Consider the following 16,406-nt stretch of genomic DNA (forward strand, 5'->3'; position numbering starts at 1 on the left):
CTCCCAGGCACAAACTATGAGATTCTCGATTATTAGCGAGATCCCCGGCAGGACCCGTCTTCAATTGGCGGGTCCTGTGCCAGAGAGCGATCTCGATGCACTTCTTAAGCTCAGCGGCGGTATCGACGGCGTGCACAAGGTGCGCGTGTATGGCCGCATTGGCCAGATGGCGCTGGAGTACGACGAGCCGCGCCGCGCGAGCGTGCTCGACGCCTTGGGCGCACTCGATGCTCAAGCTATCGCCGATGCCAAGTCGGGCTACGTGATGCAGCTTGAGCCACGCAAGCACAAGCTCGTCATGGATCTGGCGACACTCGTCGGTGCCCATTACGCACGTCGCTGGTTCTTGCCGACGCCTCTGCGTGCGGTGTTTGTCGTGGTCGGTTACATGACATTTTTGCGCGCCGCCCTCTGTGAGCTCGCGCAGCCGCGCCTGACCGTTCCTGTGCTCGACGCTTCGGCCATCGGCATCTCGTTCGTCAAGCGCGACGTCGACACCGCGGGTCAGACGATGTTCCTGCTCAACGTGGGCGAGCTGCTTGAGGACTACACCCGCGCCATGAGCGAAAACGAGCTCATCAACTCGCTGCTCGATGTGCCCGACAAGGCGCAAAAGGTCGTCGGCGACACTGAGGTAAGCGTTGCCGCGACCGAGCTTGAGCCCGGCGATCTGGTCGCCGTGCGCACCGGCATGTCTATTTGCATCGACGGCGTTGTCGAGCAGGGGAGCGCTATGGTCAACCAGGCGACCCTGACCGGCGAGCCGCTGGCCGTCGAGCGCAGCGTGGGCGACGACGTGTTCGCCGGTACCGTCGTGGAAGATGGCAGCATCTTGGTGCGCGTGCGCGCCAACACGGCTCAAACCAAGCTCCGCTCAATCGTCTCACTCGTGCAGACGGCCGATTCGCTCAAGTCCGAGGGCCAGTCGCATATGGAGGACCTTGCCAACAAGATTGTCCCGTGGAATTTCCTGCTTGCGGGCCTTGTCGCGCTTACCACCCGCAGCCTCATCAAGACCTCAGCGGCGCTGATGGTCGACTACTCGTGCGCACTCAAGCTCACGGGTTCGGTTGCCGTCATGACTGCCATGAGCGATGCTGCCAAGATGGGCGTCATGGTCAAGGGCGCGAAGTACTTTGAGTCGTTTGCCAAGGCCGACACCATCGTGTTTGATAAGACCGGCACGCTCACCGAGGCACAGCCGCGTCTTGCCTGCGTGCTCACCACCGATGGCTGGAGCGAGGACGAGATTCTGCGCCTTTCCGCTTGCTTGGAGGAGCATTTCCCGCATCCGGTGGCACGCGCCGTCGTCAACGCTGCTCGCGAGCGTGGGCTCGAGCACCGCGAGCGTCACGCTGCGGTCGAGTACATCGTGGCACACGGCATTGCCTCGTCCATTGAAGGGCGTCGCGCCATCATCGGTTCCGCGCACTTTGTATTTGAGGACGAGGGCGCGCAGCTCGAGTCCGACATTAAGGAGCAAATCGAGTCCCAAATGCAGGGTCTGTCGCCGCTGTATCTGGCGGTCGATGGAAAGGTCGTCGGCGTGCTAGGCATCGAGGACCCGCTCAAGCCCGGGGTCCGTGAGGCCATCGCCGACCTGCATGCGCTGGGCGTCAAACACGTGGTCATGCTCACGGGCGATTCGGAGCGCACGGCCGAGCGCATTGCTCGCGAGGCAGGTGTCGACGAGTTTAAGGCCGAGCTGCTGCCCGAGGACAAGTACGCGTATGTGGAGCGCATTAAGGGCGAGGGGCGCCACGTTGCCATGGTGGGCGACGGCGTCAACGACTCACCGGCGCTGGGTCTGGCCGATGTGGGTCTGGCCATGGGCGGTGGAAGCGACATCGCCAAGGAGGTCGCCGATATCATCCTGACCGATACAGATCTGGCCGCAATCGTGCGCCTGCGCCGCATGAGTCAGGGGCTTATCGACCGTCTGTCGAGTTCGTATTCCAAGGTGATGCTCACCAACTCGGCGCTGTTGGCATTGGGTATTACCGGCATGATCACTCCGCAGACGTCGTCGCTGCTGCACAACGGCTCGACGATCGCCTACAGCCTGAGCAACGCGAAGGCATATCTGCGTTAACAGGCGTGTTCGCCCACGCTATCTGGCCTGCGCCCGGACGGCATCGGTGCCGTCCGGGCGCAGGCCTTTTGCATTTGACCATTTGCTAGCTACTCTATATAGTATTGCTAGCGGTGCTAGCAATTGAAGGGAGCGGGATCAACGTGGGTACTGTTAGTGGCATGGCGCAGGTGAACGTTCGCGTGGATCGCCAGGTTAAGAACCGTGCCGAGGAGGCGCTGCGGCTTTCGGGCGGGTCACTGCCCGAGCTCATCAAAAAGGTGGTGGCCAAGGTCGCGCAGGATGGCGGGCAGTGCGAGGAAGTGCTTGCGGTCGTCGACGACCGGCAGCAGACCGTCGCGCCCGATACTCCGTTCGCCGCATCATGGGCAGCGGCAGACCGGCTTTATGCAGATTTGGGCATCGCTGCGTCGCCCGTATCCGACGATCGCGATTGGGACGCAATCTATTCCGAAGCCATGGACGAGCGCTATCGCCAAAAGGGGATGATCCTGTGAGCGGAGCTCCCCCCAAAATAATGGTGGACGCCAACGTATGGGTTGATTCGTTTTGCGTCGACCATGCCGAGTCGCTTGCCGCGCGTGCGTTTATTGGGCAGGCGACGGAGACGGGGGCGTTGCTGTTCTTTCCGGTGCATATCGCTAAGGACGTGCTGTACGTTGTCCAACACGAGCTGAAGCGTAGCGTTCTTGCCGGCGGGGGAGCGCTCGACGAGGCATCTGCCCGTGCAATTGACGATGCGGCGTTGGCGTTTGTTCGGAATATGACCGAAAACGCCACGGCCGTGGGTGCAGATGCGTCGGACCTTTGGCTGGCCGACAAATACTTAGCGCTCCATCGCGATTACGAGGACAACTTGGTGCTTGCCGCGTGCAAGCGCGCACAGGTCGATTACTTGGTGACTAACGATCGCAAACTGCTCGAACATGCCGATCTTGCAGCGAAGACCCCGCGCCAAATGATGCCGATTCTTGCTTTGGCCGAACGCGGTGGCGCGGCTATCGGTTGACGCGAACTGTTTGCGGGCCTCTTGGACGACGATGCGCCAAGGGACCCGCGTCTGCTATTTACAAAAGCTCGGCCTTAATGGTGGGACTTTCTGCGAGCTGCTCGGCTGCCTTTTCGTCGGAGCTGTCGAGTGCTGCCAGACTGCGGTAGACCCACTCGTTGACCTGGGTGTTCTTGACGCCTGCGGTCTGCATAAGGGCGCCTACCTCGCGGATTGCTGCGAGTAGATTGGCTTTGGGACCCGCGAGCTCGACCTCGATGCCGTGGTAGGCGGTCACGCCGCGGTTCTCACTTACGTGGTCGATAAAGCCCTCGACGGTCTCAAGCTGCTGGGCGAGAGCTGCATCATCGTCAGCGTCCAGCGCGACGAGTGCGTTCGATACCGTGAGGGCGGGATGTCCGCAGGGGACAAAGCCTTCGATGACATCCATAGCCTCGGTAATGGTTGAGCCCAGGCCTGCGAGGGCATTGACGAGCTGCTGCTTGGTATCCATAACGGTCCTTTCGACGGGTCAATTTTGCTTGGCGAAAATATACGTGACGCGATCGGTAGCAAAAGTGTGAAGTGCGGCGCACATTGGGGTCTTCACAGCTCGTGCATAGAACAGCTGTCCGCTTTCAGAACGTGGTAAGATAACACTCCACAAGCGGGGCTCGCCCCGCATGTTCCTTGAAAAGTCGACGGGTGTTGGGCGCTCGTGCCCAATGCCATCCAGACTTTCCCGACATTCGGGGGCGACTGGTTTCGACACGATAGCTCTGAGAGAGGAAGCAAGCCGAGGTCTCCTCGCCTCGTTAAACAGGGGTACCGTCAAATTGAATTGACAACAACTCTTCTTTTGAGCCTATGGCTCTCGCTGCTTAGTTTATAGCGGCGCGTCAACCCGGTGATTTCCCCGACACCGGCGCGACGTCATGTTAGGGGAATGCTCCTGCGCACGTAATCGGTATGGCGCAGGCTAAGACTGAACCGGTTAGGACGCCGCGAGCGTGTCGCTGCGCGCAAAGCGTCCGAGACTAAACCAGCGACTGAGCTTGGAGATGCCAATCAGGGGGCTTTCGTGGACCGGAGTTCGATTCTCCGCGCCTCCACCATAAGTAACAGGCAGGTAGATACTTATATCTACCTGCCTTTTTATTTCTTGTCCGTACCGCGGAGAATCGAACTATATGCAGGGCGCGGGCGTTAAGCAAACGCGAAGCGTTTGTAGCGAGCGGGCGAGGGCGCCGGCAGGCGGCCGAAGCCGGTGCGGATTTGCGAAGCAAATACGCGGATTCTCCGCGCAATGCTTCAGCCAGATATAGATGCGATGCCGATCGGGCGTCTTGCCCCGGTTTCAACCCATCAACGGATTCCCCCAACCGCGGAGAATCGAACTCTATGCAGGGCGCGGCCGTAAAGAAAACGCCTCAGTGACGCAGAGTGGGACGTGCTTTCCCAATGGCGGCCCAGGCGGAAAGTCCATCCCAGAATCCGCGCTCAGACTGGGACGTAGTTTCCGGATGGCGCCTCAAGCGGAAACTGCGACCCGGAATCGAGCCGTAGAGTGGGACGTAGTTTCCGGATGACACATCAAGCGGAAAGCGCATCCCGGAATCTAAGCTCGAAATGGGATTCATTTTCCTGATGACGGGCTCAGCGGAAAATGAGACCCGGAATTTGCTCTGAGAACGGGACACACTTTCCGCTTCACCTGCCGCCTCGAAAAACCCATGCGCTCGCCATCCCAAAACTGGGTAGAAGAAAGCCAAAACGCAATCGCAGGAGGTCAATATGACTGCAGAAGATAAGGCAAAGAACGCCGGCAAGGTCGCGCTCGTTTTGGAGGGCGGAAGTTTTCGCGGGCAGTTTACCGCGGGCGTGCTCGACGTCCTCATGGAGGCTGGCGTCGAGATTCCGGCTGTCTACGGTGTATCGGCCGGCGCCCTCAACGGCGTGAACTACAAGTCGCACCAGATCGGCCGTGCCAACCGCATCAACCTGGCTTTCTGCAACGACAGCCGCTTCATGGGCGCCGCATCGTTTGCGTCCACGGGCTCCATTGTGGGTTACGATTTTATCTTCAATGATGTCCAGGACCGCCTGGATCCCTTTGACAACGAGACGTTCGATGCGAGCCCCATCGAGATGTACGCCGTCGCGACGGACATGCTCTTTGGAACCGCCACGTACCTGCCGGTCAAAAGCGCCGTGCTCGATCTCGATGCCGTGCGCGCATCGACCTCGTTGCCGCTGGTGACGCCGCCGGTCGAGATTGACGGGCACAAATACGTTGACGGCGGCGTGGCCGATTCGGTTCCTATCGAGCATGTGCTGGAGGAGGCGGGCTTCGATCGTGCGGTCGTCATCGTTACGCAGGACCGCTCCTACGAGAAAAAGCCCTACGAGTTTATGCCCGCCGCACGCGCCCGCTATGCCGACTACCCCTACCTGCTCGAGGCTATCGAGACGCGCCACGACCGCTATAACATCCAGCGCATGCACCTGTGGAAGTATGAGCGCGAGGGCCGCGCGCTGGTCGTTGCTCCGCAAAAGCCGGTCGAGGTCGGCCATGTCGAACACGATCCGGCAAAGCTCCTCGACCTGTATATTCAGGGTCGCCAGGAGGCAAAGCGCTTGCTGGGAGATATCGAGGCGTTTGTCGAGCGCTAGCGTCGCGAAGTCATGACCCATGGACGACATGTGCAGAAACTCTGGTCGGAGCCAAAATACCTGTTGACTCGGACGGCGAGCGGGGTAATATGGACGGGTTACTTGCAGAGCCCCGTGAATCTCTGTAACAACACGTACTGTACATGGAGGAGTCTAAGTGATTTCGAAATCGACTCACTACGCCAAGCAGGGCGAGGTCCAGCGCAACTGGGTTCTCGTCGACGCCGATGGTGCTGTCCTGGGCCGTCTTGCCACCCAGATCGCAATGATCCTGCGCGGTAAGAACAAGCCCCAGTTCACGCCCAACAGCGACTGCGGCGACTTCGTTGTCGTCATCAACGCCGATAAGGTCCAGCTTACCGGTAACAAGGCCGACACGAAGACCTATTATCGCCACAGCGGCTACAACGGCGGCCTCAAGGCTGAGAGCTTCCGCCAGGCTATGGAGAAGCACCCGGAGAAGGTCATCGAGCGCGCCGTTCGCGGCATGCTGCCCAAGACCACCCTCGGCCGTGCCCAGATGACCAAGCTTAAGGTCTACGCTGGTGCCGAGCATCCGCACGCTGCCCAGAACCCCACGAAGATTGAGCTGGAGGCTTAAAGATGGCTGAGAACACCGTTGTCTACCAGGGTACCGGCCGTCGTAAGAACGCCGTCGCCCGCGTCCGTCTCGTCCCCGGCACCGGCAAGGTGACCATCAACAAGCGTGACGCCGAGCAGTATTTCGGCCGTCATCAGCTCGTTGAGAACGCCCTTGCTCCCTTCAAGGTGACCGACACCGCCGGTCAGTTCGACGTTATCGCTCTGTGCGATGGCGGCGGCATCTCCGGTCAGTCCGGCGCTCTGCGCCTGGGCATCGCTCGCGCTCTTCTGAACGCTGGCGACTACCGTGCTGACCTCAAGAAGGCCGGTTTCCTTACGCGCGATGCTCGCGTGGTCGAGCGCAAGAAGTACGGCCTCAAGAAGGCCCGCCGCGCTCCCCAGTTCTCCAAGCGCTAAGGTTTTATCTCCTTTCGAGATACAATGTACAAGCGGGGCCTGCCGATTCCTCGGCGGGTCCCGCTTTTCTTTTTCGACTAGGGCGGGCGGTTGCATATCGCCTGCTAGGGAAGGAGCGATCCTATGCCCCAGAACATCTTCGGTACCGACGGCGTCCGTGGCGTCGCCAACGCCGATCTTTCGTGCGACCTCGCGTTTCGCCTGGGCCGCGCGGCGACCAAGTTTCTTGGTCCGGACATCTGCATCGGCCGTGACACGCGCCTTTCGGGCACCATGCTCGAGAGCGCTCTGACCGCCGGCATTATGGCCGAGGGCGGCCGCCCGCATTGCTGCGGCGTTATCCCCACGCCTGCCGTGGCACTGCTCACCGTTCAGAACGAGCTCGACGGCGGCATCGTCATCTCTGCTTCGCATAATCCGCCGGAGTTCAACGGCATCAAGTTCTTTAGCCGCAAGGGTATGAAGCTTCCTGATGCTGTCGAGGAAGAGATCAGCGCCTGGGTCATGTCCGAGGAAGCCATGGCTGCCGACACGCTGCCGACTGGCGCCGGCGTGGGCCACATCATCAAGATGAAGGACGCCCGCAAGGCATACGTCGACCACGCCATCGATACGCTTGATGGCCTGAGGCTCGACGGCCTGGTCGTTGCCGTCGACTGCGGTCACGGTGCTTCCTGCCAGACTACGCCCGCCGCGCTGCAGCGCCTGGGTGCCACGGTGCACGCTATCAACACCGATTACTGCGGCACTGACATTAACGTTGAGTGCGGCTCTACGCACCTCGAGCCCCTGCGCGAGCTCGTGCTGCGCACCCATGCTGACATCGGTCTGGCCCACGACGGCGACGCCGACCGCGTACTGTTCGTGGACAGCGAGGGCAATGAGATCGACGGTGACTACATCCTGGCTATCTGCGGTTCTGACCTCGCCGCTCGCGGCAAGCTCGCTAACTCCGAGATCGTTTCGACCGTCATGTGCAACCTGGGCTTCTCCATCGCTATGAAGGAGCAGGGCTTCGAGATGGTCCAGACCGCCGTGGGCGACCGCTACGTTCTGGAGCGCATGCTCGCGGACGGCGCCGTCATCGGCGGCGAACAGTCCGGCCACATCATCTTCCTGGAGCACAACACCACCGGCGACGGCCTGGTGACGGCTCTGCAGCTGCTGGCCGTGCTCAAGCGCACCGGTCGTACCCTCACCGATCTTTCCGGCATCATGAAGAAGTACCCGCAGGTGCTCGTCAACGTGCATTCCGACAACAAGGCCGGCCTGGACGATTGCCAGCCCATCTGGGATGCCGTCGCTGCTGCCGAGAAGGAGCTTGACGGCCGCGGCCGCATTCTGGTGCGCCCGAGCGGTACCGAGCCGCTGGTCCGTGTGATGGCCGAGGCCGAGACGCACGAGCTGACCCAGCGCGTTGTCGACGACATCGTCGAGGTTGTCAAGCGCGAACTTCCCTAATGGTCAAAAACCGTTGCCAAGTGGTAAACTGTTAAGGTTATTTTGATTGATCGGTATGTCCGAGGGGGAGCATGTTCACTAAAGTCCTAAGGTCTTTTGGTATGCGTGGTCGAGTCCTTACGCTGGATGCTCCCATCTCGGGCGACGTCATTCCGCTTTCCGAGGTAAACGACCAGACGTTTGCCACCGGCCTTTTGGGCCAGGGCGTGGCGATTCAGCCCACCGGAACGCGCGTGATCGCGCCGGCTGATGCCAAGGTCGAGGCTATTTTTCCCACGGGACACGCCGTTGCGCTTAACACGGTCGATGGCTTGGACGTGCTCATCCACGTTGGTTTGGACACTGTTCAGCTCGAGGGCAAGCACTTTACCGTACATGCGCAAGTGGGTGACATCGTCCATAAGGGCGATGTACTCATTGAGTTCGATCGCGAGGCAATTGCTGCCGAGGGCTACGATGTGACGGTTCCCATCTTGGTATGCAACTCCGTTGAGTTCTCGAGTATCAAGGGCTCCGTTGGTGTGCATGTCGAAGAGATGGACCAGCTCATCGTTGCTCGCGAGCGCTAGCAAGTGCACGTGGCCATTAGCCTACAATTCAAACACGTTTACGGAGGGCGCCCTTGAAAGAGGACGCCCTCCGTGGCAAGATGGGAAACGTCCGAGGCTAAACAGCTTCGGGTCACCGTGGACGGGCAGGGGCCTCGACGCGGCTAGACACGAGACACATACATTACGCGACCTCGCCCTGGTGGCCGCACACGTTGGTTGCGGCCGACGCGGGCCGCGGGCAAGTGCTTGTAAGGGAGCCTTGCCTCTCTTGTACGAGAAAGGACGCGTAATGAAGATCATTAAAGCTAAAGACTACGAGGATATGAGCCGCAAGGCCGCTAATATCATCTCGGCCCAGGTTATCCTCAAGCCCGACTGTGTGCTGGGTCTTGCCACCGGCTCCACCCCGATCGGTGCCTACAAGCAGCTCGCTGCTTGGTACGAGAAGGGCGACGTCGACTTTGCCGAGGTCAGCACCTATAACCTGGACGAGTATCGCGGCCTTTCGCACGACGATCCCCAGAGCTATCACTACTTCATGCGTGAGAACTTCTTCGATCACATCAACATCGACCTGAACAACACGCATGTGCCCGACGGTTCCAACCCCGACGCCGCCGCTGCGTGCTCTGAGTACGACAAGATCGTCGCTGACGCCGGTTACCCGGATCTGCAGCTGCTCGGCATTGGCAACAACGGCCACATCGGCTTCAACGAGCCCGATGACCACTTCTCCAAGGGCACGCACTGTGTCGACCTTACCGAGAGCACCATTCAGGCCAACAGCCGCCTGTTCGACAGCATCGACGATGTTCCCCGTCAGGCCTACACCATGGGTACCCAGACCATCATGTATGCCCGCATGATCCTGGTCGTCGCCAACGGCGAGGCCAAGGCTCAGGCCGTGCATGACATGTGCTATGGCCCGGTTACGCCCGAGTGCCCGGCTTCGATCCTGCAGCTGCACACCAACTGCGTTGTCGTTGCCGACGAGGCCGCCCTTTCGCTCTGCGAGTAGCGCGAATCCTGCAGCTCGACATAGCCTTGCCTAAGGCCTCCGCTTTGCGGGGGCCTTTTTGCTATCCCTGTCCGCCCACTTGACCAAAATCTTGCCGCAAGCTTGACGAACGCCAGATGCCCAACAGCTTGATTCATTCTATACCAGATTCTATGCAAAAATGCCACTAGAAGGTCGTAGACGGTAGCGGGTGCTAGGCGAGTTGAATGACATGGCTGAACCTTGTTCATCTGCGTTACACTGCCGCTTAGATGGGACAAGCTGACAAGCTCATTTACCTGCTTTAAGACCGATTAGTCGGGGGATTAATAACAATCGGCCCTCGCTGTACAAAAACTTGCCGCTTGCGTACCAAAAGACAACCTAAAACACAAGGGCGCTCTATTCATAGCGCGGCTTGTATGGTCTTGCGGCTACAGTGTCCATACGGTCGAGTGGAGGAGCGGGCATGGTAAACGATTTGAGCGGTATAGACGAGCTCGAGCTGATGCCGTTGGGCGGAGGCTATATGGTGCGACGCGAACGCTTGATGAATGAGCTTATCGCCAAGGGCCGAAAGGCCGGCATCGTGGTTCTTTATGCGCCCGACGGGTTTGGGAAGACCTCGGTGCTGCTGCAGTACACCCATGAGGTTAAATGCGACCCGACGCGAGGTCCCGTGCGGATTATCGAGGCCGATCGTGCCATTGGGCGCGAGGTGTTTATGCAGCTCGAGGTGGTTACCGAAGAACTCAAAGACAAACCGCACTCTCTTATCGCGATTGATAATGTGCCAAACCTCGATCAGCACGATACCGAAGACCTCATCGAAAGGATTCGCGGCCTGCGCGCTATGGGGGTAGGGGTCTTTATTTCCTGCCGTCCTTCAAATCGTCAGCTGATTCATGGGCTGGGCGATTCGGTTAAGATCAATGCGCAGATGCTCAAGGTGCATGCCTATGAGTATTCGGCGTGGGCATCGGCGTTTTCGATCAGCACATCGCTCGACTTTTATCAGCTCACGCAGGGCGTGCCCGAGCTCGTTTCGGCATTGCAGACAGGTCTGTATGGCCAAGGCGACGTAGCCGGTCTGCTCGAAAACGAGATTGTCAACGTATATGGCGCGGCACTTGCCGATCTGGCTTCGCTCGACAATAATGCGCTGTTTTGCGTGGCATGTCTCATGGTTTTGATGGGCGAGGGCAATATCGCAGAACTCGAGGCTTGCGGGGTGAGGCTGTCGATGGTCGACCAGTCCTACTTTGTACGCGACTACCCGATCTTTGGCTTGGATCCCGCCGAGCGGAGTTTTACGTGTCTGGGCACGGAGGATAACGGACGCTTGCGTTTGCGTAAGTTGGTGGCCGAGGTTCGCCCCGAACTTGTTCCGAGGGCGGCCCGGATTTTGCTTAAGGCGGGCCGATGCGATGCGGCGATGGGCCTGGCGGACGCCTTTTTGGACCGTGAAGCGGTCCTTGAACTCGCTGGGCAGTATGGGGTCGATCTGGCTCTGACGGGGCACGGGGCCGATATCTGCCGAGCAGCGCTGGGCACGATCGATGCCGACGATCCGGCTCCAGAGCCAACGCCTGCCGAGGCGCTCGGCGTATATCTGGCAGCGGTCAGCGTGTCCAATACAAAGCTCGCTCGCTATATGGCATCGGTTATCGAGCGCGGGGGCGAACGGGCGGCCTGCGAAATAGACCCTGTTTCATGGAGGGTGGCCCAGACACTGACGGCTGTTTGCTATGGGGACAACGGGCTTGGGCTCCCTACGAACCTGGCCGTGCCAGAAATCGAGACATCCCATACCGCACTCGATATGTTGTCTGCGCATATCGAGGTCAAGCGATGCCTGACCGAACGAGGAGATGACGGCGACGTTCTACAGCAGCTCAAAACGAGCAAGGCCTACGACTGCGAGCTCGACATCGCGGGGATTGTTATACGGGCCGATAGTATGCTGGTGGAGCTCTTTGACGGGTCGTTTGCGGGAACCGACGAGCGCGACGACGAGATGACGGTGGTGCGGGAGGCGCTCGACGTACGTGGGCTTAAGGCGATGGCTATCTGGGTGCGCATGGTGTTGGCGGCACGGCGGCTCCTTTCCGGCTTGCCGGTAACCGACGATGCGGCGTTCAACGAGCTCGATCGTTTTGCCGTGCGCATGCGCGACAACCAGATTCAGCTGTTTGGCCTGTTGTTAGAAGGCTGGCAGTCGCTGGCAGAGGGACGGCCGGTTAATGCAAAGTTCCGTGCGGTCCAAGTGCTCAAACTTGCCGAGGAGTCGATTGCGTACATGCGCGATAACGCATTGCTGCTGGAGCGCGCAGCGTATCTGCGAAATACATCGATGGTTTCGGTGCGCGAGGAAGCGGAGCTACTCGATATAAGCCAGACGCAGGTTGGTGGAGCAGAAGCCTGGATGGTGGCGCTGCATTTGGCCTGTGCGGGGCGAGATAGCGATCTTGCGGCCTGGATGTCCATGAATCGTGCGGGGATTCTAGAGCCATCGTATCGGCTCTTTGCGCGCCTTGCCATGCATTGTCTGGGCGAGCCGGCGGGCAGGATACGCAAGAAGCTTCCCGTGCGCGAGCTGTCGCGGTACTCGCTGCGCGACGATTTGGAAGGGGAGGGCGAGCGCCTGTTCCAGGCCGGCGAGGTTGAAGCCGTCGATACCATCGACCATATCGAGATTCGCATGTTTGGTGCGTTTCGCGCCGAGCGCGACGGGTTTCCCATCACGGATAAAATGTGGCGCCGCAAGAAGGCGGCGACGCTTGCCGAGCGGCTTGCACTGGGCATGGATGCGCTCGTCGATCGTGAGACGCTGGCCATGGAGCTGTGGCCCCATGCCGAGTTCAATAGCGCCCGCAACAACCTGTACTCGACGATATCGCGCTTGCGGTCGGCTTTGGGGCCGACGCCGGATGGCAAGTCGTGTGTGCTCATCCAAAATGAATGCATCGGACTCAACAGCGACTACGTCAAGACCGATGTACGGCTGTTCGACCAGATAAGCCGCGAGGTTTTGGGAAATCGCACGGGTGCGCGCGGGCCCCATTTAGTTGAGCTGTGCCTTAAGATTGAGCAGCTTTATGCCGGACCGCTGTATGTTCCCAATGGCTGTAATCCCACCTACTTTTTGCGCATGCGGCGCATTATGCAGTCAAAGTACATCGATTGCATGATTAAGGGAGCAAATGCCGCTCTAGAAGAAAACGATCTGCAGTCGGCGATTTGGCTGGCGGAGTCGGGGCTTCGACAGGAAACGGCGCGTGAGGATATGGTGCGCTGCGCCATGCGCGTCTACAGTGCGGCGGGGCGGCGGCGCGATATCGTCGAGCTGTACAGCGGGCATATGCACCACCTGAGGGAGCAGGTCAATGGCGTGCCCGAGCCCGAGACGCGGCGTCTATACGAGCGCTTGGTGGAGGGGCGGCTCAATCGCGTGCTGGTCGAGCGATAAAAAACGGGCGCCCGAAGTACTTGGGCACCCGTAAGCTTGCTATGTGTTGGATCACCGGATCATTGGCTCTTAGACGAGCTTGATCTTCTCGATGTCCTTGCGCGAGGACTCGCGATACAGTGAGAACTTGCGGCCGATGACCTGGACGACCTCGGCGTGGCAACGCTCGGCGAGCTCCTCGGCGGCCTCGCGGGCGGAAAGGCTGGAGCCATCGAGCACGGAGCACTTAACGAGCTCGTGCTTCTCCAGGTAGGCGACCGTCTGCTCGACGGTGCCCTCGTTGACATCGGACTTACCGATGATGATGGCGGGGTTGAGGTGATGGGCCATGCTGCGAAGCTGCTTGACCTGTGCTCCTGTCAGTGCCATGGGTTCTCGCTTTCTATGTATGGGGCGCCCCACGACGGGGCCTTAATTTACGTGAGCTGTCCCACGATAGCGCAGGAACGGTGCGGTGTGGAGCGCGTTTGCCCAGTTCAAAAAGAATGCGGATGCCGAGTGAGTGGGCGGTGCGGGCTGCGAACAGGCTATGAGCTGGGCGCAGAGACCGGCTCCCATGCAATAAACGCCCAACGAACCTTGCGGACATGATCGAGCATATAGCGCCCCTGCGGCACGCCCTTGGAGCCCGGCTCACCGGCATGGGGATTCTCGATCATGTGCTGGGCGATGTAGTCGCGCAGACGGTCGACCTTATCCTCGTTGCCATGCTCAAGCATACGGGAGAAGTCTGCCACACCTGCCTCAAGGCTATCGAAGGTGTCGCGACGAGGCGATTCAAAGTACGTAACCTGCGGCAACGCACCCATCTGAATGAGGATGTTGAAGGCGTACACAAAGCCATTACTGCAGGTAACCGAGGCGCCGATGGCGTTCATCACGTGCAGGTCGTAGCGCGGGCTGGAGTTGGCGACCATCGTGACAGCACAACGCCGGCGAGCCGTGCGGTCGAGCTTGGCAAGCGCGCCTTTTAGGTTGGTCGTGGTGACAGAGCGACTGGCAAAGGCAACATCCACCGCTTTCGCGACCGGTCCAACCAAATCCCAATCATCATCCCAAGCAAGCTCAAGCGGCGTAATAAGATCTTCGAGCCCGTAATACTCAATGCCGGCATCAAGCGTGCCCAACATGGCAGGAGAGAAGTCGGCAGCAATCACGGAATGCCCAGCCTGAGCAAGCGGAATAGCAATCGACCCAGCCCCACACCCCATATCAAGCACCGACTCGTCTGGCTCAAGCGCCAACAGCTTCATAAAATCCCGAGCATAAGGGGCAGTCTCAAGCGGCCGAAAATGCCGAGCCCGCTTATCCCACTCAAAAGAATCATCAGCCCGCCGCCGATCAGCTTGCAGACGCATCCATTCGCCATTCCAATCCGCAGCAAGCAGCTCAGAACGATTCTCCCCATCAACCACGGGCCAACCTCCTAGCAACAAAAAAGCGACTCCTCCCAAAAGAAGAGCCGCAACAAGCATATATCAGAAAAAGAACCGTTCCAACGCCAAACCGCCGCACCAGCCAAGTGGTGCAGGAGCGAAGCGACTGCAACCGGGATAGAACCCAACTGAGGTCCCGTTGTGCGGGAGCCCCGGGGAGGGCAAATATATAAGGTCGATCGCGAGTTCCGCACGAGCCGGAGAGCACTTAATGTGCTCTCCGTGCGAGTCAGGACTGTCCGAGCAGGCGACCTTATATATTTGCCCTCCCCGGGGCTCCTCGCCAGTCCCCTCAGCTAGTTCTTGAGCGAGTTCAACGGCGCCGGGAAGCGTCCACCGCGGTGGGCAAGCACGGTGCCGGCGTTGGGGTTCACCGGCATGATGGGCGCACGGCCGAACAAGCCACCGTACTCGACGCAGTCGCCCACGCCCTTGCCGATGGCAGGAATCACGCGGACGGCCGTGGTCTTGTTGTTGATGACGCCGATGGCCATCTCGTCGGCGATGATGCCGGCGATGGTCTCGACCGGGGTGTCGCCGGGGATGGCGATCATGTCCAGGCCAACGGAGCACACGCAGGTCATAGCCTCGAGCTTCTCGAGCGAAAGCGCACCGGCCTCGACGGCGGCGATCATGCCGGCATCCTCGGACACGGGGATAAAGGCGCCGGAGAGACCGCCCACGCTGGAGCTGGCCATGACGCCGCCCTTCTTGACGGCATCGTTGAGCATGGCGAGCGCGCAGGTCGTGCCCGGGCCACCGCAGGTGCCAACACCGATGATCTCGAGGATGCGTGCGACGGAGTCGCCGATGGCGGGCGTGGGAGCCAGCGACAGGTCGACAATGCCCTTCTCGACACCCAGGCGATGGGCGGCCTCGCGGCTCATGAGCTCGCCGGCACGGGTGATCTTAAAGGCGGTCTGCTTGATCTTCTCGGCGACTTCCATCATCGATGCGGAATCGGGCAGCGTCTCCAGGGCTGCGGCCATAACGCCGGGGCCCGAGACGCCTACGTTGATGACGGCGTCGGCCTCGCCACCGCCGTGGACGGCGCCCGCCATAAACGGGGAGTCCTCGACCATGTTGGCAAAGCAGACAAACTTGGAGGCGCCAACGGAATCCTCATCTGCCGTAAGCTTGGCGGCATCGATGATGGTCTGAGCCGCCATGAGCACGGCATCCATGTTGATGCCGGCGCGCAGGCTGGCGACGTTGACGCTGGAGCAGACGCGGCTCGTGGTGGCGAGCGCCTGGGGGATGGACTGGATGACGCGGCGGTCGGCGTCGCCGATGCCCTTCTGGACGAGTGCGGAGAAGCCGCCCAGGTAATCGATACCGAGCGTCTCTGCCGCGCGGTCGAGGGCATGCGCGATAGGGGTGAGGTCCTCATCCTTGCAGCACGCGGCGATCTGCGCCACCGGGGTGACGGAAACGCGCTTGTTGACGATGGGGATACCGTACTCGCGCTCGAGGTTCTCGGCGGTCTCGACCAGGTGCTCAGCCGTGTGCGTCACGTGGTCGTAGATCTTCGTGCACATGCGGTCGAGGTTCTCGTCGCCGCAACCCATGAGCGAAACACCCATGGTGATGGTCCTGATGTCGAGGTTCTGCTCCTCAACCATGCCGCGGGTTTCCGCGATTTCTGCGGGCGTGATCGCCATCCTTGCGCTCCTATCTGCCAAAACGAGCATAGTCTTATCTATTTTAACGTGCCGCACGTGCCAAGTGGCGCATGCGGCA

General features: G+C 60.2%; 14 protein-coding genes and 1 other RNA gene. 11 read left to right on the top strand and 4 right to left on the bottom strand.

Going from position 1 to position 16,406, the window contains the following annotated elements:
* Nucleotides 1-76 precede the first annotated feature (76 nt).
* The 3 genes from PMX21_RS01695 (at nt 77) to PMX21_RS01705 (ending at nt 3,101) form a co-directional block, all read left to right on the top strand.
* On the top strand, nt 77-2,092 hold the full coding sequence (locus PMX21_RS01695; RefSeq protein ID WP_271757597.1) for a heavy metal translocating P-type ATPase: 2,016 nt from the start codon (nt 77-79) through the stop codon (nt 2,090-2,092).
* A gap of 143 nt (nt 2,093-2,235) precedes the next feature.
* On the top strand, nt 2,236-2,589 hold the full coding sequence (locus tag PMX21_RS01700) for a hypothetical protein (RefSeq protein ID WP_271757599.1): 354 nt from the start codon (nt 2,236-2,238) through the stop codon (nt 2,587-2,589).
* Nucleotides 2,586-3,101 (top strand): type II toxin-antitoxin system VapC family toxin, encoded by a 516-nt coding sequence (locus PMX21_RS01705; RefSeq protein WP_271757601.1) that lies wholly within the window; start codon nt 2,586-2,588, stop codon nt 3,099-3,101. Before PMX21_RS01700 ends, PMX21_RS01705 begins: the two co-directional genes overlap by 4 nt.
* 58 nt (nt 3,102-3,159) lie before the next feature.
* Here the strand turns inward: PMX21_RS01705 and PMX21_RS01710 are convergent, their stop codons facing one another.
* The gene (locus PMX21_RS01710) at nt 3,160-3,594 is read right to left on the bottom strand and encodes a hypothetical protein (RefSeq protein WP_271757602.1); all 435 of its coding nucleotides are present in this window, start codon (nt 3,592-3,594) and stop codon (nt 3,160-3,162) included.
* Nucleotides 3,595-3,831: 237 nt separating this feature from the next.
* Between PMX21_RS01710 and ssrA the strand changes: the two genes are divergently transcribed.
* The 8 genes from ssrA (at nt 3,832) to PMX21_RS01750 (ending at nt 13,230) form a co-directional block, all read left to right on the top strand.
* Nucleotides 3,832-4,195, top strand: a transfer-messenger RNA (tmRNA) gene (gene ssrA, locus PMX21_RS01715).
* Between the two features lie 679 nt (nt 4,196-4,874).
* Nucleotides 4,875-5,753: a patatin-like phospholipase family protein gene (locus PMX21_RS01720; protein ID WP_271757604.1), complete on the top strand. Its 879-nt coding sequence runs from the start codon at nt 4,875-4,877 to the stop codon at nt 5,751-5,753.
* Nucleotides 5,754-5,910: 157 nt separating this feature from the next.
* Nucleotides 5,911-6,354, top strand: a complete 444-nt coding sequence (gene rplM, locus PMX21_RS01725) for a 50S ribosomal protein L13 (protein ID WP_022094635.1) — start codon at nt 5,911-5,913, stop codon at nt 6,352-6,354.
* Nucleotides 6,355-6,356: 2 nt separating this feature from the next.
* Nucleotides 6,357-6,752, top strand: coding sequence for a 30S ribosomal protein S9 (gene rpsI / locus PMX21_RS01730; protein WP_022094634.1), 396 nt, complete (start codon nt 6,357-6,359; stop codon nt 6,750-6,752).
* A gap of 123 nt (nt 6,753-6,875) precedes the next feature.
* Nucleotides 6,876-8,213 carry a phosphoglucosamine mutase gene (gene glmM, locus PMX21_RS01735; protein ID WP_271730316.1) on the top strand — a complete coding sequence of 446 codons (1,338 nt, stop codon included), beginning with the start codon at nt 6,876-6,878 and terminating at the stop codon, nt 8,211-8,213.
* Between the two features lie 71 nt (nt 8,214-8,284).
* Nucleotides 8,285-8,782 (top strand): PTS sugar transporter subunit IIA, encoded by a 498-nt coding sequence (locus PMX21_RS01740; protein WP_022094632.1) that lies wholly within the window; start codon nt 8,285-8,287, stop codon nt 8,780-8,782.
* A gap of 271 nt (nt 8,783-9,053) precedes the next feature.
* Nucleotides 9,054-9,782 carry a glucosamine-6-phosphate deaminase gene (gene nagB / locus PMX21_RS01745; RefSeq protein WP_055287061.1) on the top strand — a complete coding sequence of 243 codons (729 nt, stop codon included), beginning with the start codon at nt 9,054-9,056 and terminating at the stop codon, nt 9,780-9,782.
* Between the two features lie 448 nt (nt 9,783-10,230).
* Entirely contained in the window at nt 10,231-13,230 is a 3,000-nt protein-coding gene (locus PMX21_RS01750; RefSeq protein WP_271757606.1) for an AfsR/SARP family transcriptional regulator, read from the top strand.
* A gap of 69 nt (nt 13,231-13,299) precedes the next feature.
* Here the strand turns inward: PMX21_RS01750 and PMX21_RS01755 are convergent, their stop codons facing one another.
* The 3 genes from PMX21_RS01755 to PMX21_RS01765 form a co-directional block, all read right to left on the bottom strand.
* Entirely contained in the window at nt 13,300-13,599 is a 300-nt protein-coding gene (locus PMX21_RS01755) for a YhbY family RNA-binding protein (protein ID WP_006234690.1), read from the bottom strand.
* Between the two features lie 158 nt (nt 13,600-13,757).
* Nucleotides 13,758-14,483, bottom strand: a complete 726-nt coding sequence (locus tag PMX21_RS01760) for a methyltransferase domain-containing protein (RefSeq protein ID WP_271757607.1) — start codon at nt 14,481-14,483, stop codon at nt 13,758-13,760.
* 479 nt (nt 14,484-14,962) lie between these two features.
* On the bottom strand, nt 14,963-16,327 hold the full coding sequence (locus PMX21_RS01765) for a PFL family protein (RefSeq protein ID WP_118205271.1): 1,365 nt from the start codon (nt 16,325-16,327) through the stop codon (nt 14,963-14,965).
* Nucleotides 16,328-16,406 lie beyond the last annotated feature (79 nt).

The organism is Collinsella aerofaciens (genome assembly GCF_028209885.1).
Lineage (GTDB): Bacteria > Actinomycetota > Coriobacteriia > Coriobacteriales > Coriobacteriaceae > Collinsella > Collinsella aerofaciens_BA.

Excerpts from the sequence above, each read along its gene's own strand:
- PMX21_RS01710 (WP_271757602.1), bottom strand. The coding sequence starts at position 3,594 with ATGGATACCAAGCAGCAGCTCGTCAATGCCCTCGCAGGCCTGGGCTCA.
- PMX21_RS01720 (WP_271757604.1), top strand. The coding sequence starts at position 4,875 with ATGACTGCAGAAGATAAGGCAAAGAACGCCGGCAAGGTCGCGCTCGTT.
- rpsI (WP_022094634.1), top strand. The coding sequence starts at position 6,357 with ATGGCTGAGAACACCGTTGTCTACCAGGGTACCGGCCGTCGTAAGAAC.
- glmM (WP_271730316.1), top strand. The coding sequence starts at position 6,876 with ATGCCCCAGAACATCTTCGGTACCGACGGCGTCCGTGGCGTCGCCAAC.
- PMX21_RS01740 (WP_022094632.1), top strand. The coding sequence starts at position 8,285 with ATGTTCACTAAAGTCCTAAGGTCTTTTGGTATGCGTGGTCGAGTCCTT.
- nagB (WP_055287061.1), top strand. The coding sequence starts at position 9,054 with ATGAAGATCATTAAAGCTAAAGACTACGAGGATATGAGCCGCAAGGCC.
- PMX21_RS01750 (WP_271757606.1), top strand. The coding sequence starts at position 10,231 with ATGGTAAACGATTTGAGCGGTATAGACGAGCTCGAGCTGATGCCGTTG.
- PMX21_RS01755 (WP_006234690.1), bottom strand. The coding sequence starts at position 13,599 with ATGGCACTGACAGGAGCACAGGTCAAGCAGCTTCGCAGCATGGCCCAT.
- PMX21_RS01760 (WP_271757607.1), bottom strand. The coding sequence starts at position 14,483 with ATGAAGCTGTTGGCGCTTGAGCCAGACGAGTCGGTGCTTGATATGGGG.
- PMX21_RS01765 (WP_118205271.1), bottom strand. The coding sequence starts at position 16,327 with ATGGCGATCACGCCCGCAGAAATCGCGGAAACCCGCGGCATGGTTGAG.